General features: G+C 34.3%; 16 protein-coding genes. 14 read left to right on the forward strand and 2 right to left on the reverse strand.

The genetic code is table 11. The features are described 5' to 3' along the window. The first annotated feature begins 33 nt into the window (after nt 1-33). The 11 genes from QLQ95_RS10915 to QLQ95_RS10965 all read left to right on the forward strand — a co-directional run bounded on the left by QLQ95_RS10915 (nt 34) and on the right by QLQ95_RS10965 (nt 14,965). Nucleotides 34-1,038, forward strand: coding sequence for a homocysteine S-methyltransferase family protein (locus tag QLQ95_RS10915; protein WP_482503788.1), 1,005 nt, complete (start codon nt 34-36; stop codon nt 1,036-1,038). A 22-nt stretch (nt 1,039-1,060) separates the two neighbouring features. Beyond that, on the forward strand, nt 1,061-1,588 hold the full coding sequence (locus tag QLQ95_RS10920) for a hypothetical protein (RefSeq protein ID WP_320493401.1): 528 nt from the start codon (nt 1,061-1,063) through the stop codon (nt 1,586-1,588). Nucleotides 1,589-1,625: 37 nt separating this feature from the next. After that, complete coding sequence (locus tag QLQ95_RS10925; RefSeq protein WP_320493400.1) at nt 1,626-2,114, forward strand: hypothetical protein; 489 nt, start codon at nt 1,626-1,628, stop codon at nt 2,112-2,114. Nucleotides 2,115-2,341: 227 nt separating this feature from the next. Beyond that, nucleotides 2,342-5,017 carry a methionine synthase gene (gene metH / locus QLQ95_RS10930; protein ID WP_482503790.1) on the forward strand — a complete coding sequence of 892 codons (2,676 nt, stop codon included), beginning with the start codon at nt 2,342-2,344 and terminating at the stop codon, nt 5,015-5,017. 91 nt (nt 5,018-5,108) lie between these two features. Next, a complete protein-coding gene (gene metF / locus QLQ95_RS10935; RefSeq protein WP_320493398.1) occupies nt 5,109-6,065 on the forward strand; it encodes a methylenetetrahydrofolate reductase [NAD(P)H] in 957 nt (318 codons plus the stop codon). 199 nt (nt 6,066-6,264) lie between these two features. Further along, nucleotides 6,265-6,918, forward strand: coding sequence for a class I SAM-dependent methyltransferase (locus tag QLQ95_RS10940; RefSeq protein ID WP_428237139.1), 654 nt, complete (start codon nt 6,265-6,267; stop codon nt 6,916-6,918). Between the two features lie 149 nt (nt 6,919-7,067). Further along, the gene (locus QLQ95_RS10945; RefSeq protein ID WP_428237140.1) at nt 7,068-8,291 is read left to right on the forward strand and encodes a dicarboxylate/amino acid:cation symporter; all 1,224 of its coding nucleotides are present in this window, start codon (nt 7,068-7,070) and stop codon (nt 8,289-8,291) included. Between the two features lie 112 nt (nt 8,292-8,403). Further along, entirely contained in the window at nt 8,404-9,804 is a 1,401-nt protein-coding gene (locus tag QLQ95_RS10950; protein WP_482503793.1) for a pyridoxal phosphate-dependent decarboxylase family protein, read from the forward strand. Between the two features lie 286 nt (nt 9,805-10,090). Next, complete coding sequence (locus QLQ95_RS10955; protein ID WP_482503794.1) at nt 10,091-12,454, forward strand: TonB-dependent receptor; 2,364 nt, start codon at nt 10,091-10,093, stop codon at nt 12,452-12,454. A 24-nt stretch (nt 12,455-12,478) separates the two neighbouring features. Beyond that, the gene (locus QLQ95_RS10960) at nt 12,479-13,708 is read left to right on the forward strand and encodes a DUF4374 domain-containing protein (RefSeq protein WP_095928051.1); all 1,230 of its coding nucleotides are present in this window, start codon (nt 12,479-12,481) and stop codon (nt 13,706-13,708) included. A 99-nt stretch (nt 13,709-13,807) separates the two neighbouring features. Beyond that, on the forward strand, nt 13,808-14,965 hold the full coding sequence (locus QLQ95_RS10965) for a PepSY-associated TM helix domain-containing protein (RefSeq protein ID WP_482503796.1): 1,158 nt from the start codon (nt 13,808-13,810) through the stop codon (nt 14,963-14,965). A gap of 300 nt (nt 14,966-15,265) precedes the next feature. Here the strand turns inward: QLQ95_RS10965 and QLQ95_RS10970 are convergent, their stop codons facing one another. Both QLQ95_RS10970 and gldA read right to left on the reverse strand, forming a co-directional pair. Beyond that, a complete protein-coding gene (locus QLQ95_RS10970; RefSeq protein ID WP_482503798.1) occupies nt 15,266-17,386 on the reverse strand; it encodes a TonB-dependent receptor domain-containing protein in 2,121 nt (706 codons plus the stop codon). A 374-nt stretch (nt 17,387-17,760) separates the two neighbouring features. Beyond that, the gene (gene gldA, locus QLQ95_RS10975) at nt 17,761-18,657 is read right to left on the reverse strand and encodes a gliding motility-associated ABC transporter ATP-binding subunit GldA (protein ID WP_095928048.1); all 897 of its coding nucleotides are present in this window, start codon (nt 18,655-18,657) and stop codon (nt 17,761-17,763) included. 148 nt (nt 18,658-18,805) lie between these two features. Here gldA and QLQ95_RS10980 point away from each other — a divergent pair, with 148 nt between their 5' ends. The 3 genes from QLQ95_RS10980 (at nt 18,806) to QLQ95_RS10990 (ending at nt 23,494) form a co-directional block, all read left to right on the forward strand. Next, nucleotides 18,806-19,390: an outer membrane beta-barrel protein gene (locus tag QLQ95_RS10980; protein ID WP_248729255.1), complete on the forward strand. Its 585-nt coding sequence runs from the start codon at nt 18,806-18,808 to the stop codon at nt 19,388-19,390. A 224-nt stretch (nt 19,391-19,614) separates the two neighbouring features. Then, nucleotides 19,615-20,202, forward strand: a complete 588-nt coding sequence (locus tag QLQ95_RS10985) for an outer membrane beta-barrel protein (protein WP_482503800.1) — start codon at nt 19,615-19,617, stop codon at nt 20,200-20,202. 337 nt (nt 20,203-20,539) lie between these two features. Beyond that, nucleotides 20,540-23,494: a DUF8202 domain-containing protein gene (locus QLQ95_RS10990; RefSeq protein WP_482503802.1), complete on the forward strand. Its 2,955-nt coding sequence runs from the start codon at nt 20,540-20,542 to the stop codon at nt 23,492-23,494. Nucleotides 23,495-23,507: the final 13 nt, after the last annotated feature.

Genomic DNA, 23,507 nt, shown 5'->3' on the forward strand with positions numbered 1-23,507 from the left:
ACCTTAGTATCTCAGAAGCTAAAAAAAGAAGCCATGGCAATAACAATTCAAGAAGCAATAAAAAAAAATATCCTAATCCTAGATGGAGCAATGGGAACAATGTTGCAGCGCTATAATTTCTCAGAAGAAGATTTTAGAGGAGAGCGTTTCAAAGATTTTCCACATCCGTTAAAAGGAAACAACGATTTACTATCCCTAACACAACCACAAGCGATCCGCGATGTTCATGCCGCTTATTATGAAGCTGGTGCTGACATTGTAGAAACCAATACTTTCTCGGGAACGACAATCGGTATGGCCGATTATCACATGGAAGATTTGGTTTACGAGTTAAACTATGAATCGGCAAAAATCGCAAGACAAGTAGCCGATGAGTTTACCGCAAAAAATCCGGAAAAACCACGTTTCGTAGCGGGTTCAATTGGGCCGACAAACCGTACAGCAAGTATGTCGCCAGATGTAAACGATCCAGGATACAGAGCCGTCACTTTTGACGATTTACGAATTGCTTACAAACAACAAGCAGAAGCTTTAATGGATGGTGGATGCGATTTACTTTTAGTAGAAACGATTTTCGATACACTAAATGCAAAAGCAGCACTTTTTGCAATTGAAGAAGTAAAAGAAGAACGCAACATCGATATTCCAATCATGGTTTCGGGAACAATTACAGATGCGTCTGGAAGAACACTTTCTGGACAAACTGTAGAAGCGTTTTTGATTTCAGTTTCGCATATTCCGTTATTAAGTGTAGGATTCAATTGCGCTCTTGGAGCCGATTTGTTGAAACCATACTTAAAAACATTAGCACATAATACAAGCTTTAATGTTTCGGCACATCCAAACGCAGGATTGCCAAACGCATTCGGACAATACGATGAAAAGCCAGAACAAACTCAGGCTTTCATTAAAGAATATTTAGATGATAATTTGATTAATATTATTGGTGGTTGTTGCGGAACAACTCCAGATCATATCCGATTAATGGCTGAGGTTGCGAAGGATTATAAGCCGAGAGTGGCGCCAGTAACTGTATAGTCTAATTTTTGAAATATTAAATATGAAATTTAAATATCTGGTTTTATTAGTTTTTCTTTCAACTTTACTTACGCAATGTGCTTCGTCAGCAAGCATCGAAGGAATGACAGTTAAAGATTATAAAGCCGAAAAGAAAATTGGAGATAAAATTTTCATTAAGTCTGTTACAGGCGGAAAAAAAACAAATCCTTTATGGACATCTAAGATTTCTAATGAAAATTTTGGAGAAGCATTTAAAAAATCTGTTATTGAATCGGAAGTATTTTCGAAAATAGATTCGATTACAAATGATGAGGATTGGGTTCTTGAAATTAATTTAGTTTCTGTTGATCAGCCTTTTTTTGGTGCGACTTTTACAGTCAAGACTGCAATAGAATATAAATTGTATTACAAAAATGAATTAAAGTTTAGTAAGAATATACAACAATCAGGTAGTGCTAAAATGTCAGATGCTCTTATAGGGGTAAAACGATTACGATTAGCTAATGAAGTTTCGGCAAAAAATAATATAAAAGAGTTACTTCGATCACTAAACGAAATTTCTTTATAGATAATAATTTTAAATAATTAAATAAAGAAATTATTGAATGAAGTATTTACGAATAATAGTATCAGTATTTGTACTTTTTGGTTTGTTTGGTTTCGGAAGTAAGAAAAGAGAGAAGCCATCTGATTTTTATTTTGTAATTAACGATGGTAGATGTGATGCTTATAATTCTCAAAACAGTACTTTTTCTCGAAAATATTCAGAAGGAGAAAGAGTTACAAAAATTGAATTAACAGAAAAGGAAAAAGAAAAAATATATTCATTGATTCAGAGAAGTAATTTTTTGAAAATGCCAATGAAATTTGAACCAAGAGGCGAAATAGTAATTAAGGATCCAAGCTTTACAAGAGTAATAGTTGCTAATGTAAATGGAGAAAAAAAATGGGTGAGTTATAATAATGGATGGACAAATACTTTAAATGAAAAAAAAGCGAAACCTTTTTTAGATTTATATACTGAGATTTGGAATGTCTTGTATAAAAAACAAGAAGTAAGAGGAATAGATAAATCGGATATTCATTTTAAATAATTGAAGAAAAATAGAGTTCATTTTGAAACCGAATCTGCGTGAGGGATAGAAGTGAAAAGCCCACAGCCTGACGAAGGAAGTGCGAGGACTTGTAACGGATAGCCCGACCCGGAGGGGCACGCCCAAAATATTAAAAAGATTATAGGTTTAGAAACCTAAAAATATAGAATAAAAAACTTAGAACCTTAGAATCTTAGAATCTCAGGATCTTAGTAACTTAAAAAGAAATGACAGAAAAAAGAAGAGACCTTGTATTATCAGGATTAGAACCGTTGATTATTACGCCCGAAAGTGTTTTCGTGAATGTTGGCGAGCGTACAAACGTAACAGGTTCAAGAAAATTCCTAAGATTAATCAAGGAAGAGAAATATGACGAGGCGCTTGATATTGCAAGACAGCAGGTAGAAGGAGGAGCACAAATCATCGATATTAATATGGATGAAGGAATGCTTGATGGGGTTAATGCAATGACTAAATTTTTGAATTTAATTGCTGCAGAACCAGATATTTCGAGAGTGCCAATTATGATTGACAGTTCGAAATGGGAAATCATTGAAGCAGGTCTTAAAGTAGTACAAGGAAAAAGCGTTGTAAACTCGATTTCATTAAAAGAAGGAGAAGAAGCCTTTATTCACCACGCCAAATTAATCAAACGTTACGGAGCAGCTGCTATTGTTATGGCTTTTGACGAAGTTGGTCAGGCGGATAATTACGATCGTAGAGTGGAGATTTGCCAACGTTCGTATGATATTTTAGTGAACAAAGTAGGATTCCCTCCGCAGGATATTATTTTCGATTTGAACATTTTCCCCGTTGCAACAGGAATGGAAGAACACCGCCTGAATGCTCTTGACTTTTTTAGAGGAACAAAATGGGTTCGTGAGAATTTGCCTCATGCACATATCAGTGGTGGAGTGAGTAACGTTTCGTTCTCGTTTAGAGGGAATGATGTTGTTCGTGAAGCGATGCACTCGGTGTTTTTGTATCACGCAATTAAAGAAGGAATGACGATGGGAATCGTGAATCCAGAGATGCTTACGATTTATGATGATATTCCGAAAGACTTATTAGAACACGTTGAAGACGTAATTTTAGATAGACGTGACGATGCTACTGAAAGACTTCTGGATTTTGCAGAAAATGTAAAAGGTGAAGTAAAAAGCGATGAAAAAGCCATTCAGGAATGGCGTTTAGGATCTGTTCAGGATCGTATTACGCATTCGTTGGTAAAAGGAATCGATGCTTTTATTGAAGAAGATGTAGAAGAAGCTCGTTTGGCCGCAACAAAACCAATTGAAGTTATCGAAATCAATTTGATGACGGGAATGAATGTGGTAGGAGATTTATTCGGAAGCGGAAAAATGTTCCTGCCTCAGGTAGTTAAATCGGCTCGTGTAATGAAAAAAGCTGTGGCTTATTTATTGCCTTTTATCGAAGCAAGCAAACAAGCGGGAGATAAACAAGGAAACGGAAAAATCCTAATGGCGACTGTAAAAGGTGACGTTCACGATATTGGAAAAAACATAGTTTCGGTTGTATTGGCTTGTAACAATTATGAGATTGTAGATCTTGGCGTTATGGTTCCTCCAGAAAAAATCATTGCAGCGGCGATTGAACACGAAGTAGATATTATTGGATTAAGCGGATTGATCACACCTTCGCTTGACGAAATGGTATATTTAGCCAAAGAATTAGACAAACAAAATATTAAAATCCCGATTATGATTGGCGGGGCAACTACTTCTCGCGCGCACACCGCGGTGAAAATTGCGCCTCAATATAGAGAAACTGTAATTCACGTAAACGATGCTTCAAGAGCCGTTACCGTTGCAGGAAATCTGCTAGATCATAACCGAAAAATATATGCGGCAGATATTCGTGCAGAATACGATTCGTTTAGAGAAACGTTCTTAAATCGTTCGAGAGATAAAAATTTCTTGACGATTGAAGATGCCCGTAAAAATAAATTACCATTGGATTGGTCGGAGTACACACCGACTAAACCAAAAGTAATTGGAAAACAAACCATCGAAATTGAACTGGATGTTTTGGTTCCGTATATTGACTGGACACCGTTTTTCCAGACTTGGGAATTGTACGGAAAGTATCCAGCAATTTTAACCGATGAGGTTGTGGGCGAACAAGCAACATCTGTTTTTAAAGATGCTCAGGCGATGCTTAAAGTAATTTTAGAAGAGAAAAAACTAAAAGCGAAAGGTATTTACGGAATTTTCCCTGCGAATCAAGTTGGTGATGACGATATTGAATTGCGTGATGAAAACGGAAAAGTTTTAGAGAAATTCTTAACACTACGTCAGCAGTCGCAAAAAACAAAAGGTGCTCCAAACATTGCTTTAGCCGATTTTATTCTGCCAAAAGAAAGCGGAATTGAAGATTATATGGGAGCGTTTTGCGTAACCACAGGTTTTGGTGTAGATGAATGGGCTGCGGAATATGAAAAGAATTTAGACGATTATAATTCGATTATGGTGAAAGCACTTGCTGATCGTTTTGCTGAGGCTTTCGCCGAATATCTTCACGAGAGAGTTCGTAAAGATTTTTGGGGTTATGACAGCGAAGAATCTTTAACCAACGAAGAATTGATTAAGGAAAATTATAAAGGAATTCGTCCAGCGCCAGGTTATCCGGCTTGTCCTGATCACTTGGAAAAACCAACGATTTGGAAGCTTTTAAATGTAACCGAAGAAATTGGAGTAACCTTAACAGAAAGTATGGCGATGTGGCCGGCTTCTTCGGTTTCAGGATATTATTTTGGAAATCCAAAAAGCCGATATTTCGGATTAGGAAAAATAAAAGAAGATCAGGTTGTAGATTACGCCAAACGACGTAATGTCTCAACAGATTACGCAATGAAATGGTTAAACCCTAATATAGCAGATTAACGAAAAGTTATTTTTGTTTCAGGTTTCAGGTTTCAAGTTACAGTAGAGAACTTGAAACATGGAACCTGAAACTTGAAACAAAAAACAAAAAATGAAAGTAACAGAGCATATAGAAAACGCCAAAGGAAAAACATTATTCTCATTTGAAATTATTCCGCCTCAAAAGGGTAAAAGTATTCAGGAATTATACGATAATATTGATCCGTTAATGGAGTTTAATCCGCCGTTTATTGATGTAACGACTTCTCGTGAAGAATATATTTATATTGATAAAGGTAACGGACTTTTGGATAAGAAATTAACTCGTATGCGTCCGGGAACGCTTGGAATTTGCGCTTCTATAAAACATAAATACAATGTAGATACGGTGCCGCATTTGCTTTGCGGTGGATTTACACAAGAGGAAACCGAATACATGCTGGTTGATTGTCAGTATTTAGGAATCAACAACGTAATGGCACTTCGAGGCGATGCAATGAAAGACGAACAATCTTTTGTACCGAAAGCAGGAGGAAATCATTACGCAGTTGATTTGGTTCGTCAAATCAAAGATTTAAATTGTGGAAAATATCTGCATGAAGTGATGGATATCGATAACAAAGCTGATTTTTGTATTGGTGTTGCGGGTTATCCTGAAAAACATTTGGAATCGCCATCTTTACAATCAGATTTGAAAAGATTAAAAGAAAAAGTAGATGCAGGAGCAGATTATGTCGTAACACAAATGTTTTTTGACAACTCAAAATATTTTGCCTTTGTAGAAAAAGCAAGAGAAATGGGTATTACAATTCCGATTATTCCTGGAATTAAACCAATTGCGGTTCAGAGGCATTTACAGGTTTTACCACAGATTTTCAGAATCGATTTGCCAGAAGATTTAATCGATGCTGTAGATAAATGCAAAAACAACGCTGAAATCAAACAAGTCGGAATCGAATGGGCGATTCAGCAGTCATTAGAATTAAAAGCCGCTGGAGTTCCATTTTTGCATTATTACTCAATGGGGAAATCTGAGAATATTCGCCAGATTGCAAGTCAGGTTTTTTAATCTGTATGCAGTTTGTCATTCTGAGGAACGAAGAATCACACTAGAAATTCCGCAAAGTATGTCGTCCAATCTTTGTAGACATGCGAGTGTGATTGCTTTGCCAGTTCGCTATCGCTCGTGTCTTCGTTCCTCAGAATGACAAAAAAATACTCTTCGAATTTGGATTTTTGTTTAATTTAGATACTTAAATTTTCACGCCATGAAAAATGAAGAATTACAAGAAATCGCCTCTCAATTAAAACATCCATCGGGAGAAAAAGGAATCGAAATGGGCAATATGATGAACGAAACGAACATCAACATGACCCAACATTCGATTCAGAATTTAAATATAGCAAACGAAAACAGAATTCTAGAGCTAGGCCACGGAAATGCAGGTCACGTTGAATTTTTGTTTGAACAAGCCGAAAAGCTAAAATACTACGGACTGGAAATGTCGGAACTGATGTTTCAGGAAGCAAGACAAATCAACCGAAATTTCGTTTCTCAAAAACAGGCTTTCTTTTCACTTTATGACGGAAATACTATTCCGTTTGAAGCTGAATTATTTGATAAAATATTTACAGTAAACACCATTTATTTTTGGCAGAAACCTGAGGAATTAATATCAGAAACCTACAGGGTTTTAAAACCAAATGGAAATTTCTGCTTGACATTTGCCGAAGAAGATTTCATGAAAAAACTGCCTTTTACACAATTCGAATTCGAATTGTACAGTACAGAAAAAGCGCAGGAATTAATCAAAAAATCGGATTTTAAAATTGTGTATACAGAAACACAAACCGAAAAAGTAAAAAGCAAAACAGGAGAATTAGTCGATAGAGCTTTTACTACCATTGTTCTGGAGAAATAATTTTTTTTTCACAGATTATAAAGATTAGAAAATCATTTTAATCCCTATAATCTGTGGCAAAAAAATAACCAATCAATTTTTGCAATCCTTTTTTAAGTACTTTCATTCTTTATTATTAATCTTTTCCGAACTATAATTCTCTACAGCTTATGGAAGTTAAGAAAATCAATTTTTTGCAGAGTTACAGCAGTATTTTATGGCTTCTTGGCGGTATTATAATCGGAAGTATTTTCGGATTGGTGTTTGGAGAAGATGTTTTGATTATAAAACCACTTGGGGATATATTCCTGAATTTACTTTTTACAGCCATTATTCCGCTTATATTTTTCACAATCGGTTCTTCGGTTGCGAATCTGGAACGAACAGAAAAGCTAGGAAAACTGTTTGTTATAATGGTATTGGTTTTTCTCGCAACAATTCTGATTTCTGCCATTGTAATGATTTTTGCTGTTTATCTTTTTCCAATTCATGAAGATATAGCAATTGCGAAAGTTCCGTTTGAAGAAGTAGCGTCAGGATCAGCGGGAGATCAAATTGCCAAACTGCTTACAGCAAATGATTTCTTCGAATTATTGTCTCGAAAAAGTATGTTGGCGTTGATTATTTTTTCTTTTTTAGTGGGTTTTGCCACATTACAATCAGGAGAAAAAGGAAATGCTTTCAAGAGTTTTCTGGATTCTGGAAACGAGGTAATGAAACAGCTTTTGAACATCATCATGAAATTTGCGCCAATTGGTTTAGGAGCGTATTTTGCTTATCAAGTTGGAGTCTTCGGGCCACAATTGCTAGGAGTTTATGCAAAACCAATGGCAGTTTATTACGCTGCTTGCATTTTCTATTTCTTTGTGTTCTTTAGTTTATATGCCCTTGTCGCTGGCGGAAAAAGAGCTTTTAAAGTTTTTTGGAGCAATAACATAATGCCTTCTTTAACCGCTATAGGAACCTGTAGTAGTATAGCGACCATTCCTGCCAATTTAGCGGCAGCAGAAAAAATGGGAATTCCGGCACATGTACGAAATCTGGTAATTCCGCTTGGCGCACCTCTACACAAAGACGGTTCGAGTATGTCATCCATCTTAAAAATAACCTTTTTGTTTGCCATGTTTGGGAAAGATTTTACAGATCCGATGACGATTCTTTTAGCACTCGGAATTACAGTTATAGTTTCAATTGTCGAAGGCGGAATTCCAAACGGAGGTTATATTGGAGAAATTTTAGCCATTACTGTTTATGGTTTTCCGATGGAACAAGCTTTGCCGGTTGCCATGATTTTAGGAACTCTGGTTGACCCAATTGCTACTTTATTAAATGCCAATGGAGATGTAATCTGTTCTATGATGGTTTCACGATTCTCCGAAAAGACAAAGTGGTAGCTTCACTACAAATTTCCAATTCTTAAAATAAATACTAAAAACAACTTATCTCGCGTGAAATGGCTTCGACTTCGCTCAGCTTGACAATGCGTGATATAAATAACTATATAATATGAATTCAAAATTACAGCACGATCTCGACAATTTTGAGAATATCTTAGAAAAAACAAAACAGCAAGGAATTGATTTTTTGAGTAATATCGATAACATTCCAACCTCTAATACTTATTCAATAGATCCTAAAACGGAGCTAAATGAGCTAGGATTAGGATCTATTGAAGCTTTAAAGGAATTTAATGAAAGATTGGCTCCATTGATGGTTTCCTCGCCTGGTCCACGATATTGGGGATTTGTAACAGGGGGATCAACTCCCGCTTCTATTGTTGGAGATTGGCTGGCATCAGTTTACGATCAAAATACTCAGGCGGTTAAAGCACAGGGCGGAGCATCTGCATTAATAGAATTCGAAACCATCAATCTATTGTTGCAATTATTAGAACTTCCGGATGCATTTTTAGGAGGATTTGTAACTGGCGCAACAATGTCCAATTTCACCAGTTTAGCAGTTGCGAGACAATGGTTTGGAAAACAGTATGGAAAAGATTTTGCTAAAAACGGGATCTCTGAAACCATTAATATTTTAACAGCGACTCCACATTCTTCCTCCATAAAATCATTATCGATGTTAGGAATTGGAAGCCAGAATTATACAGTTATAAAAACAATTGAAGGCAATCGTGAAGCTTTGGATACTGCCGATTTAGAAGAAAAGATCAAAGCTCTAAACGGAGAACCTTTTATTCTAATTTCAAGTGCTGGAACGGTAAACACCGCCGATTTTGATGATTTTGAGGCAATTGCCAAACTAAGAGAAAAATACAATTTCTGGTGGCATATTGATGGTGCTTTTGGCGGTTTTGCGGCAGTTTCAGAAAAATACAAACATTATGTAAAAGGCTGGGAAGCAGCAGACAGTATTACGATTGATTGCCATAAATGGTTGAATGTTCCATACGAAAGTGCTTTTTATTTGGTTAAAAAAGAGCATGTTAATCTGCAAATTGAAACATTCCAAAATTCTAATGCGCCTTATTTAGGGAATCCTTTAGAGAATTTTAATTATCTGAATGTGCTTCCTGAAAATTCACGCCGTTTGCGTGCGCTGCCGGTATGGTTTTCGCTTAAAGCCTATGGAAAAGAAGGTTTTAGAGATCTTATTGAAGATAGTGTGGCATTGGCTTTACATTTTGCAAATGCTTTAATAGAAAATGATTTTGAGCTTTTAGCGCCAATTCGTTTAAATAATGTTTGCTTTACATTAAAAGGAGAACACAATCAGGAAAAAGTAACTCCCTTTTTATCTGCTTTGAATGATACTGGAAAAGTATTTATGACGCCAACAGTTTATCAGAACAAAAAAGGAATTAGAGCTTCATTTGTGAATTGGAGGACGAATGAAGAAGATGTTAGAATAGTAATTAAAGAGATGAAAGATCTATTAGAAATCATTTAATCTGAAACATAATTACTCCTTTTAGAAACCTGCTTGCTAAGCAGGTTTTTTTATTTTTTGTAAGTTTTTTTATAAAAGCGATTTTAAATTTCTGATTTTATTTTGATTTTTTTTAATGTGATTTTAATCTAAAATTAATTAAATCTTAAGAAAGCATCTTTTTTTTAGAAGAAAATCATTTTTTACGTTAATAAAAACTTTTATTTAGAATAATTAAAAATAATTTGTTAAACCTGATTGTTGATGTTAATTTTGTGCCAAATTTAATTTAAACTAATTTTAAATAATGCAGATTAAAAGAATTGTAATCCTGTTATTACTGACACTTTCTTCGGTTCAGGGTTTCTCGCAAAACGGCAAAGTAGTTTTAAGTGGAGTGATTATGGTAGACAATGGTCAGCCGGCAGAAGGAGTTTCTGTAGCTCTAAAAGGAACCAATTATGCAGCCCTTACAAATGCAAATGGTGAATATGAAATTACTGCAGAACCTGGTAATTACACTTTAGTAGTTAATTATGTTGGTTATAAATCCAAACAGACCAAAATCAATTTACTATCCAATCAAACTGCGCCAAAAATTACTATCGAAGAAGATATGGCGGCTTTAGATGAAGTTCAGGTAACTGGAAAGTCTAAAATTGAGCGAGTTAAAGAACAGCCTTTTAATATTGCAGCAATTGATTTAAAGAAAACATATAATTCGTCAGCAGATTTAAATCAAGTATTAGGTACAACTACTGGAGTTCGTATTAGAGAAACAGGAGGAATGGGCTCTGATTTTAAATTTTCATTGAATGGATTTTCAGGGAATCAGGTAAAATTCTTTATGGACGGAATTCCAATCGACAGTTACGGATCTTCATTTACCCTGAATAACATTCCAGTAAACATGGCAGAGCGTATCGAAGTTTACAAAGGAGTGGTGCCTGTTGAATTAGGTAGCGATGCCTTAGGAGGAGCGGTAAACATTATTACCAACCAATCTGTAAAAAGATATATTGATGCGTCTTACAGTTTTGGTTCTTTTAATACACACAGAGTTGCTGTAAACACCAGATTTACAGGTAAAAATGGTTTAGTGGCCAATGTCAATGCATTTGGTAATTATACCGATAACAGCTATAAAATTACTGCGACTACCTCTAATCCCGATGGTACATTTAACCCAGAACAAGAATACAAACATTTTCATGACGGTTACAAATCTGGAGCTATTATGGCTGAGGTTGGAGTAAAAGGAAAGAAATATGCAGATTATTTGTTGATTGGCATGATGGCTTCAGCAAATAAGAAAGAAATACAAACGGGATCTACTATGCAAAGAGTAGTTGGACAGGCTTTTAATGATAGTAAAGCTTTTGTGCCTTCCCTAAAATTCAAAAAAGACAGTTTATTCACTAAAAATTTATCGGTAAACTTCATTGCTTCGTACAATGTCGTTCAAAGCCGTTCTGTAGATACTTCATCTTATAGATATCAATGGGATGGGAGTAGTACGCCAAGTGTAGTAAGCAATAGCGGAGGAGAGTTAAATGATGAAAAAACGATTTATGTTTACGATGATAATTCTTTTCAAGCTAATACTAACTTCAAGTATGATTTGAATGACAGGCAGTATTTTGCTTTTAATTATTCTGTTAATACTTTAAAAAGAAAAGAAGATGATGAAGTTCGTGAAATTACTAAACCAGGTTCTCCAGTAGTAAACAAAAACATTTTAGGACTTTCTTATAATCTTGCTGCATTTGACAGAAAACTATCTGTAATCGCATTTGGAAAGAAATATTTCTTGAATACCAGTATGAATGTTTTAGAATACATTAATGGTAAAAATGTCTATACGCCACTTAAAAGCTCTTTTGATGATATAGGATATGGAGCAGCATTAGCGTATTTTGTAACAAGTGAACTGCAATTGAAAACGTCTTACGAGCATGCATATCGTTTGCCAACAGGCGATGAAATGTTGGGAGATGGTTTAAATCTTAGACCAGCACCGACTTTGAAACCAGAGGCAAGTGATAACTTTAATGCAGGACTTGCATACAAGAAAGCTTTAGAAGATCATTCTTTTGGAGTGCAAGGAAATTTCATTTATAGAGATGCAAAAGATTTTATCCGAATCCAGACTCAAGGATTTCAGTCTATTTATCAAAATGAATACAGTGTAAGAGTTACTGGTTTTGATGCTTCTTTGCATTATGGATATAAAAATTGGCTGACAGTTGAAGTAAATGCTACTCATCAGAAAACTATTGACACCAATAAATTTGACCCTCCTGGATCTAATATTATCAATTACAATAATGGTTCTCAGCTGGCAAATGTTCCTATTTTTTATGCTAATGCAAGTGTTGGTTTAAACTTTAGAAAACTAAGAACTTCAGATGACAATTTATCAATTAATTTATTTACAAATTACATTGATGAATATTACTTAGTATCAACAAAAAATGGAACTCCTGACAGTAGAAAAACAATTCCGGAGCAACTTACACAGAATATTGCCGCTTCTTATGCTTTTCAAAATGGAAAATACAATATCGGAATAGAATGTAATAACGTCGCAGACACAAAAGTCTATGACTATTTTAAAGTGCAAAAACCAGGAAGATCTTTCGCAGTTAAACTTAGATATTTTTTAAACTAATTATATAATTTTAAATTGAACACAATGAATAAAAGAATTAAAAATCTTTTGGCTTTAGCAGTATTGCCTGCTCTGTTTTTTTCATGCAGCAGCGATAATGATAATTCAGAGGTAAGAAATCCAGCTGATGAAACGTATGTGCTTTCATATCAAACAACTGATTGGGATGTTTATGTTTGGCAGTTTGAATCTGTAGATGAATTGATGACTGGATCAATCAACATGGTTGGTAAAGGTATCGAGCAAGCAGGAGCTTTAGTTCCGGTTGCAAACACATTTTTTGCTTTAACAGGAAATGCAGAAGGGTCTGTTGGATATTACCTTAACACAGAAGGTAAATTAGGTACAACGGCAAACTTATTTACAGGAGATAGTTATGCTTACGGAACTACTGATGATAACAAATTGGTTATGATTAATTCTCCATGGGATGCTAGTTCTACTCAAAATGAAATTTTAATTTACGATCCAGCTACAGTTACAATTTCAAAGCGTGTTTATGATGACTTTGCTATTTCTAACGGACACTTTTTATGGCCAACTAGTGTAAATGTATCAGGAGATAAATTATTTGTTTCGACATTTGAGCGTGATAAAGACTGGAAACTTTACCAAGAAAAAGCAGTTGTAAAAGTTTACGAATATCCATCTTTAAAATACTTAAAAACTCTAGAAGATTCTCGTACTACAGCAATTGGTCAATATTATACTAATACTGGTATGGTACAAACAGAATCTGGAGATATTTATACTTTCTCTTCAAATTCAGTTTTATGCGGTTACACGCCAACTGCGTCTCACTCAGGAATTCTTAGAATTAAAAAAGGACAGTCAGAATTCGATTCAACTTACTTCTTCGACTTTGAAACAAGTTCTCTAAAAGGAAAAGTTTTATCTGCTTATCCAGCAGGTGGAGAAAAAGTATTAGTTAACTACATTCCTGCAGATATTGACGCTGCACAACCAAACTGGGGATTCTTAAACTATAAATCTTTCAATTTAAAATCTGCTATCATCGATCTTAATACAAAAGCAATTACGCCAGTTACAGGATTGCCTGATCACGCTGGAGACAATTATTTTGGTTTCGGAAGTGCTTTAATTGAAAGCGGTAAAATTTACAAAAGCTTTGTAACTAATACAGAAGGACGTGTTTATCAAATTGATATTGCAACTGGTGTGGCAAAAGCAGGAGCTTTAATTACAGGCGGAGTTGATTTGCCAGCAATCACAAGATTGACAAAAAAGAAATAAGCAGTTACACAATTTAATTTTTACATAATTAAGACCATACAATTATTGCTTTAAAGCATTGATTGTATGGTTTTATTGCGTCATTAAACTAGGAACAAAATGAGTGTTATTAAATCACCAAAACCAAAATCAAAAGAGAAATCTCGATTCAGTAAAATTAATGCCTGGTTGCATCTATGGCTTGGACTTGCTTCTGGAATAGTAGTTTTTATAATGGGAATTACAGGCTGTATTTTGGTTTTTGAACATGAAATAAAAGAATTGACTTCTCCGTGGCTAAATGTAGAAGCACAAACTCCAGATAAAGTTTTGCCTCCTTCTAAAATTTATGCTGCAGTAAAAAAAGCCTTGCCAGAAAAGGATATTCATGGAGTATGGTATAATGGTTTAGATAAAACAATAAAAGTAGATATAGAATCTGATTCTTTGATTTATGTAAATCCTTATAACGGAAAAATAACCGGAATGGTCGATCATGAAGATTTTTTCCATGAAATTGATGAAGGTCATCGCTATGTTTGGCTAGGAAGAGAAATAGGAACTGCAGTAACCTCTTGGGCAACTCTTATTTTCTTCTTTTTATTAATAAGTGGCATCATTTTATGGTTTCCTAAAAAGTGGAATAAAACAGGAATCAACAATAGTTTTAAAATTAAATGGAGCGCCAAATTCAAAAGGCTGAATTATGATCTTCATAATGTTTTAGGGTTTTATTCGCTTCTTTTGGCATTTTTAATTGCGTTAACAGGTTTAATAATGAGTTTTCATTGGGTACGAGAAAGCACTTACTGGATTACAGGAGGTTTTGGCAATGAAAAAGCAAAGAAAGAAGTGGTAGCCGAAATAAAATCGGATACGCTCTTAAAACCTAAATATGATATGCTTACTTCTGCTGATATTATATTTGATAAAGTTAGAAATGAGATTGCTAAGCACAATAATGAAGCGGTAATTATTCATTTTCCAGATGAGCCAAAAGATGATTTTTATGCCTGTACCGATATGCATAACGGAAATTGGAGGGATTTATATTTTGACCAGAAAACATTAGAATTGCTTCCGAAATCTAGAAAATATATAGGCGACGAGAAATTCCACGATTGGATGAGCCGCTCAAATTATAGCCTTCACGTTGGTGCCATTGGCGGAATAACAACTAAAATTCTCTACTTTACAGCAAGTTTAATCTGCGCTAGTTTACCAATTACAGGTTTTTATATTTGGTGGGGAAGAAAGAAAAAAACAAAGAAGAACTAAGAGGATTTCAAACAAAATAAAAAAAGTCTTTTAAAGCGAATAGCTTTAAAAGACTTTTTTTATGTCCCGAAATTCCAAATTCCAAATTCCAAATTCCAAATTCCAAATTCCAAATTCCAAATTCCAAATTCCAAATTCCAAAATCTGCAATCTAAAATCTACAATCTAAATTCTACAATCTACAATCTACAATCTAAAATCTGCAATCTAAACTCCCAAAATAGAAGAGCCTGTTTGAAGGAACAGGCTCTTGACTAACACAAAAAAAAACAAAAAACAAGGTATTTAAAGAACGAAACTTTATATACGGTATGTAAATGCGATTGTCGCTATACGATTGTCAAGATCATATCTTTTATCAATAGTAGTTTGCGCAACAGCAGATTTAATGTAGAAATTATTGGTATTGAAAACATCAGTAAAATTGAGTTTGATATTCCCTTTTTTAGCCAAAACTTGTTTAGAAATCCCAATGCTAAAATCAAAGAAACCATCTCTTTGGTAAATTCCAAGATTAGATTTTGACTGGTATTGTGCGTTTCCTTCTGCTTTCAAGGTTTCGGTTATAGCAAAAGAGTTTTGAACACTCAGATTGATTGTCATAATGGGATCAATTGTATTGCTGTTTAAAATTTGCCCCATAAATTTATTTTCAAAAACATTCAATAAAGTGTTTACAGACCACCACTTGCTTAACTCAGAAGTATTGGTAATGTTAACTCCGTAATTGTATGATTTATCCACGTTTATTTGAGTGGTAACGGTTGTATTTGTGTCTGGATTGTAGTTGTACACTTCGGTAAAAACATCTTTGGTACTATTAAAATATAGAGAAGCCATAAAATTACTTTTCCAAGCATAACCAATTTCCATAGCATGTGTAATCTCTGGAATCAAGTTCGGATTTCCCTGCGAATAATTGAATGAATCATCGTAAAAACGAAACGGATTTAAATCAAACTGACTTGGTCTATTAATTCTTTTGCTATACGATGCATGTGCAGAATGATTACTCGTGAATTCATATTTTAAAGAAAGACTTGGGAACCATTTCAAATAATCATCTTTGTGTTCTTCATTCAATGTTTTCTGATCAATATTGATTGCGGTGTATTCGCTTCTTAATCCAGCCTGAATATTTAATTTTTCTAACTGATATTTGTAGTTGGCGTAAGCGGCGTAAATCTGTTCATTATATTCAAAATGATTGGTCGAGTTAAAATCAATAAGCCATTCGTTGTTTTCATAATATTCGTAAACAGACGGATTATCATTGTTTTTAATGCTGGCTTTAAAACCCCATTCAATAGATTGTTTTTCCTTGAACGGATTTACAAAATCGACTTTTCCTGTAAAGACTTTTAGTTGAGAAGGAATATAACCGCGACGATCGTTTACAACAGTGGCATTTGCTGTATTATCGGCACTCTGAAATTGATTAGATCTGAACTTCGAAGTTTCATATTCAAAATCAAAAACCATATTTTTTCCTTCGTCATTGAATTTATGCGTGCCAGAAAAAGCATAAGTGTAATCGTTCCATTTTTCTTTACTATCATTGTAAGTCAAAGCATCAAAAATGGGCTGATTCGAAGTGTTGAAGACTTTATTTGTCCCGTCAGCCATATTTTCATAGCGTCCGATTTTGGCATCAACATAGAACTCTAAATTGGTTTTAGGCGAAACCTCATATTGAGTTCCAACCTTAAAATTATTAGAAGTCAAAGGTTCATCTGTTATAGAAGTTTGATGATTTGTAGAAGCAATTTCCTGATGCGTAAGACTTGTATATTGAGTCTGATTGAATTGTTTATGCTCTTCTTCGCCACGGAAAGTATAGCTGTAATTTCCGAAAACGCCCCATTTATCTTTATTGTAATTTAAATTGAAACCCGAATTGGTTCTGTTTTTTCGTCCTCTTCCGTAACTCGCAAAAGCGGTACCTTTTAAACCGGCTGAGTTTGGTTTTTTTAGTATGATGTTAATAATTCCAGCTTTTCCAGCTGCATCGTATTTAGAAGAAGGATTTGTAATTACTTCAATTTGTTTGATGTTCGATGAAGTTGTAGCTTTTAGATAATTGGCCAATTCTTTTTGAGAAAGCTGTGTTAGTTTACCGTTAATCATTACGGCAACGCCTTGTTGTCCGCGAATGGACAAATCGCCATCTTGAGACACAACAACGCCTGGCGCACGTGATAAGACGTCAAGCGCGGTCCCGCCTTCAGAAACGATGCTGTTTTCGACATTAAAAACAAGACGATCCGATTTTTGAGTGTAAAGTACTTTCTTTTTACTAATCACAATTTCATCTAAAGCATTTATAGTGGTTTCAACAATACTATCGGTTTCTTTTTCTGTTTGAGAATATCCATCATATACCGAAAAAGCAAGCATAAGAGAGGTTATAATTTTTTTCATGTTGTTTAAATTTGGCTAATTCTAAACCGAGATTTAGAACATAATAATCTTTTGTAATTTTTAAAATCAGAGTTTATCGCAATACAATTTGTTCTAATTTGTCTGATAATCTTTTTCGAAGATGTATTACTTGATTTGGAACAACAGAAATAAGTTTTTTAAGAGTAAGGAGAATAGGTAACATACCGTGGCATTTAAAATTTGATTTGCCAAATATAATACTATTTATAACAAGTCTAAATAAAAATAGAAATTATTTTTATTGAAAAACCCCTATTTTACTGATTTGCAGAAAAAAGAGAATAAAAAAAGCGGTTTGTTTTTAAATAAAACAAACCGCTTTCTAACTGAAAACTGAGACTGCGACTGAAAACTTACTTAGTAATTTCTCTAAAAACAGCTTCCAGATTTTTATTTTTCTGATTGAGTTGTAAAGTTTTTAATCCATTTTCGTTGGCAAAGTCAAAAATAGCAGGGCGCATATCTTTCTCTGTAACAAAAGTTAGCTCCCATGTCATGTCATGCGTATTTATATAAGAAGAAATATTTTCTAGTCTAGCCAAAAGCTGTTCTTCTACTTTGTAATCAAACTCTACTTCAATTACTTGCTCTTTATTGGTAGTAACTAAATGATCCAATTTATTGTCTGCAACGATTTGTCCCTTGTCAATAATTATGACACGATCACATATTGCTTCAACCTCTTGCATGATGTGTGTCGATAAAAAAACAGTTTTATTTTTCCCTGCATTTTTAATCACATTTCGAATTTCCATTAACTGGTTAGGATCCAGTCCAGTAGTTGGTTCATCCAAAATTAAAACTTCTGGATCATGAAGCAGGGCATTTGCCAATCCAACGCGTTGGCGGTATCCTTTAGAAAGCTGTCCAATCTTTTTATGACTTTCGGGTGTCAGTCCTGTCAGTTGAATTACTTCTTCAATTCTTGATTTTGGCACGTTGTAAACATCAGCATTAAATGCCAAATACTCACGAACATACAAATCCAAATATAACGGATTGTGCTCTGGTAAGTAACCAATCGAGCGTTGAACCTCTTTTGCGTTTGTCATGACATCGTGACCATTTACAAGGGCTGAGCCACTATCGGCAAGTAAATAAGTGGTCAAAATTTTCATCAAAGTAGATTTTCCAGCTCCGTTTGGACCAAGAAATCCTACGATTTCTCCTTTCTCGATTTTAAAAGAAATTTCATTTAGAGCTTTTTGCTCTCCGTAACTTTTTGATATACTGTTTACTTCTATCGACATGACTTTTTATTTGTTACAAAAGTAGCGAGAAATAGTTTCGATTGCTACAAATTTATCTCTTAAAGTAATTATAAAAAAATTGGACAGCCCAGTATTCACGGCATCGTTATTGTTAAAGGAATGCTAAAATTAAAATAAAACCCAAATCATGAAAAAAATTCTAGTGATGGCTGCTTTAGCTATCTGCAGTTTTGCAAACGCACAAAAAGGTACAATCTTAGTTGGTGGAAACATCGGTTACACTTCTGAAAAATCAGAATACAGATTTAGCGAAGATAAAACAAGTACATTTACTTTTTCTCCAAAAGTAGGTTACCAATTTAACGATAACTGGACAGTAGGAGGAGAATTTGCAGTAAGTTCATCTAACAACGAAACTACAGCTGGTATCGAAGAAAAAAACAACAACTTCAAATTAGGAGCATTTGTTCGTTACTCTGTGCCATTAAGCCAAACTTTTGCAGTTTTTGCTGATATGGGTGCAGGTTTCCAAACTCAAAAAGACAAAGTATACGGTCCTGGAAATGCTTTCTCAAAATACAAAGGAGACGGTATGTATGTTGGAGTAACTCCAGCTCTTTTCATCAACATGAAAAAAGGTTTTGGTCTTAACTTCAGCATTGGTGGTTTAGGATACGAAACTTTAAGCTATGACAATAATGGAGCTGATTATAGTAAATTCTACTTCAACTTTGGTCAAACATTTAACATTGGAATCTCTAAAAACTTCTAATCTTAGTTTTTATATTCAATTTCAGAAAGCGCTCCATTTGGAGCGCTTTTTTTATGCTCTAATTGTAAATTTATTGTTTACGAATTTGTAATAAAAAACGCAATTATTGCTAATGTGTTTAGAATGTATTAAGTAACTGTAAATGTTTGGTTTTTCGATTATTATTGATTGTCTGATGGCATTGTTGTTGGTTAATACCTACAAATTTTAAATTATAAACCATTATGAAAAAAATGCTACTTATTCTTGCATTGTCAGTTTTTGGCTTTGCAAATGCCCAAAAGGGAACAATTTTAGTTGGAGGAAATATTGGTTATACTTCTGAAAAAACGGATAGAGAAATTGTATCAGCAAAAAACAATTTTTTTGAGTTTTCTCCAAAAATCGGATATCAATTTCATGACAACTGGACAGCTGGAGTCGAATTTTCGGTACAATCTTCAAAAAGTAATCTTGGAGAGGGTGAAGGTAAAGCGAATACTTTTAAAACAGGAGCCTTTGTACGTTATACAATGCCATTGAACGAAACTTTTTCAGTTTTTGCCGATTTGGGGGCTGGGTTTCAAAATCAAAAAATCAAAAATTACGAAAATGGATCGCTTGTGTCAGAAAACAAAGCTGATGGATTTTATACGGGCATCACTCCAGCTCTTTTTATTAATATGAAAAAAGGTTTTGGCCTAAATTTTAGTATTGGTGGATTAGGATACGAGACATTAAACTATGATATAAGTGGCAGTGATGTTGATTATAGTAAGTTTTTCGTCAATTTTGGAAAAACCGTAAATATTGGGATTTCTAAAAACTTCTAGTTTTAGATTTTAACATTATTTAATCTTATCAAGCATCTGTCGTGGCAGATGCTTTTTTTATTTGCATAATCCAAAAAACCGAAATCTATTAATTCAATCTTCTCTTAACAAATACAGCTTTAAACAGTATTTAATTTTAGATTCTTTTTTATTTTTTTTCAATATGGCATTCAATTTTAACAACTCAGATCGAATGATAAGCCATGGTAATGAACTTCTTTATTTTCAAATAAATAAGAAAAATCACTCAATTTTATTTTTTAATTCAAAAAAAATAACATAAAATTGTAAGAAATTTATATTATAAAAAAAAATACTGTTGTTATAATGAAGCCTTATGAGAAAAATTAAAAGCCTACTGATTTTAAGTTTTATTATGTTTTTTAATGTTAAATCCTTTAGCCAGTCTCCTGGAGGTATTTCTGGATTTCAGGCTTGGTTTAAAACTAGTCGTCAGTCTAATGGATACTTCAAGTGGCAGGATTTCAGTGGAGACTCGTCTAAATTAAATAACTGGAATACTAGTACCGAGTATTATAGTCATGGTCGGTATTTTAATTTTAATGAAGCTCTTTATCTTGATGGAGGTAGCAGACAATTTTTCTTAAATCAAACCAATTTACAGCAAGGAACTATTATAGGGTTGTTTGGTTATACAGCAGCTTATTTCAATTATGAAAATATTTTATTTGGTATAACAGGCCGAGCTAACGAAGGAGCTATAATTACTAATGATAAAGTAGCCAATAGTACCGAAAGAGATGGGGAAACCCTAGATTATGGCAGTACTAACGGTGAAGATTTGTACCGTAAACAAGACAATAGTGAAGGAACAGAAGCAAAGTTTAGAGAACGTTCCTTAAAAATTGTTTCCTATTATCAATACCAGCAACCTAACATTTCGGTGTGGGGCGAAGATCAAAAATCAAATTTGACTTTGGGTTATGGTTACCTTAATACTGCAAACGGGTTAGCTACTTATTCACTAAAAAATTTTAGCAATAATTTTTACGGCTATATACCGGAATTATTGGTTTACAGTCGCGTTTTGAATCCTCTTGAACGTCGAAAAGCAGAGACCTATCTAGCCATAAAGTATGGTGTAAGTTTAAGTAATTCTTATATCTCCAGTGACGACAAACTACTATGGGACTTGGATGCCAATAAAACATATAACAATCGAATAACCGGAATTATGCGGGATGATATAAGTGGCTTAAATCAGCCATTTTCTACCACAAGTTATGAAGAAGGACCTTATTTTTCTGATGGCTATGATTCTTATCAGGAACCCAATTATAAAGATTTATCTACCCGTTATCGCCTGTTGGCAATGGGACAATTTCCTGGGAACGATCTTGCAGACAAAAGTGCAGCTTTATGGGGAGATGATAATGGTGCTTTAGTCACACAAAATTCTGGTGGAATTGCAGGAATTAAACGAATGACAAGAACGTGGAAACTCGTTACAAATACTTTGCCTCCCACAACAGAACAAAAAATACTGCTATTTGTTAGTAATGGTTTAGATGTAGATTCAAATTTTGGAAAAGCAACATTTACCAACAAAACGGCATCTAGTACAGGAGTAAGTGTAACAAAAACGCCATTGCTAGGAGCAAATGGCTATATGGAATTTAAACCAGTAGCAATAGGAAGTTCAATATTCGTAAAATTTGGATCTCAAAGCGGTGTTGCAGGTACACAAGATTATGGTGTAAGAATTGATCCCAATGGGGCAATTTATGCAATAGAAAACACTAAACAACCCTATAATTTAGGGACAATAATTGCTAATTATCATAAAATTACCATTGAGAAAAAAGGAAATGAAGTTGCTATAAATATCTATAACCCAATTGGCAATAAAGATAGTGCTACAAAAATCCTGACAATATTACCTTCAGATGCTAATAAGGCTTTTTATGGGGCTGTTTTGTTAGAGAAAAAGACAACAGATTTTTCAATAAACTTAATTCATGGTGGTTTTGCAGCCACCGGTTCAAAAGTAGAACTTTCATATGATAGTTCAAGAGCGGCTGAATTTGCAAACAATACTGATCGAAGTTTTCTAATTATAGACCGCTCGGGTACTGGTACTTTTGAGGTTGAAAATGTAGAATATTATCCTGTTAGTGATATAGATCAAAATAGAAAGAAAATTGTTTTCAATAATGTCATTTGGGATGCAGATGGCAATGGAAAAGATGTTTTTTCTTTTGGATATAAAGACGCTACAGTTAAACTAATAGCGCTGGAAGATGGGATTCCTCCTAGTTGTGCAAATGGTGTTTTACAGCAGGATGGAAAAATTAATATTGAAGTAAAAGAAGGAATTCCAGGATATAAATATTCTCTAAGCAAAACAGGAGTTGCCACGGTTTTGAAGTCAGACACTTTTTATGATTCTAAAATAACAATAACAGATCTGGAAGCAGGTAGTTATGATTTGACATTAGAAATGATAGGAACCAATTTTGAAAGATCAGGAGGAAGCAGTCAGGTTGGTGTAACCACAACTACTTCATTGCCAGCTGGAGGAAATGGAAGTTTAGAATGGGCAGTAATCGATTTTGCTTCAGATAAATATATTGGTTTTATCAATCAAAAAACGACAAAAACATCGGCGGTATTAAATTATGGTGTTCAGATCAAAAAAGATCAATTGTATTTCTGGAATAAAGGAGTCGCATCTGCTACTTCTTTAGCGACATTAACTAAAGGCAGTAAAATAAAACTGGAAATCCAAAATGGCATTTTACAATGTTCTGTGGATGGTATTCTGAAAGGAACTCAAAATATCGCGACTGCAGATGTAGGATTAACTTATTTTGGGTTTGTCGCTCTTGATGCAGGCAACAATGCAATTTACAATTTAGTCCATACCGGTTTTGTAACCAGTCCAGCCAAGCTCGCTTGGGGAACAGCAACGTATCTAAATATCACAGAAGGTGATGGTGTCTCAAGTAAAGTAACACAAAAAATAATACTCACAGCTCCCGAATGTAATGAAATTCTGCCTCCAGTTACACCGGTAGTAACAGACAACCTTGTTGTGTCGCCGGTACCTTCAAAAGCAGGGGCGAATTTTAATATCAATGTCAAATTAAACAATCCTTCAGAGGTGATGGTCTTGATATTTAATACATCAGGAACCTTAATACAGCAACTGCGTAATCCTCAATTGCAAAAAGAAGCTGTAATTACCACCAGTCTTCCAGCACCAGGAATTTATCTTATAAAAGTTTTGACAACAGAGGGTGAGTTCTCGAAATCAATCATCATCAATTAGACATCAAGTCAAT

The organism is Flavobacterium sp. B330r (assembly GCF_056824325.1).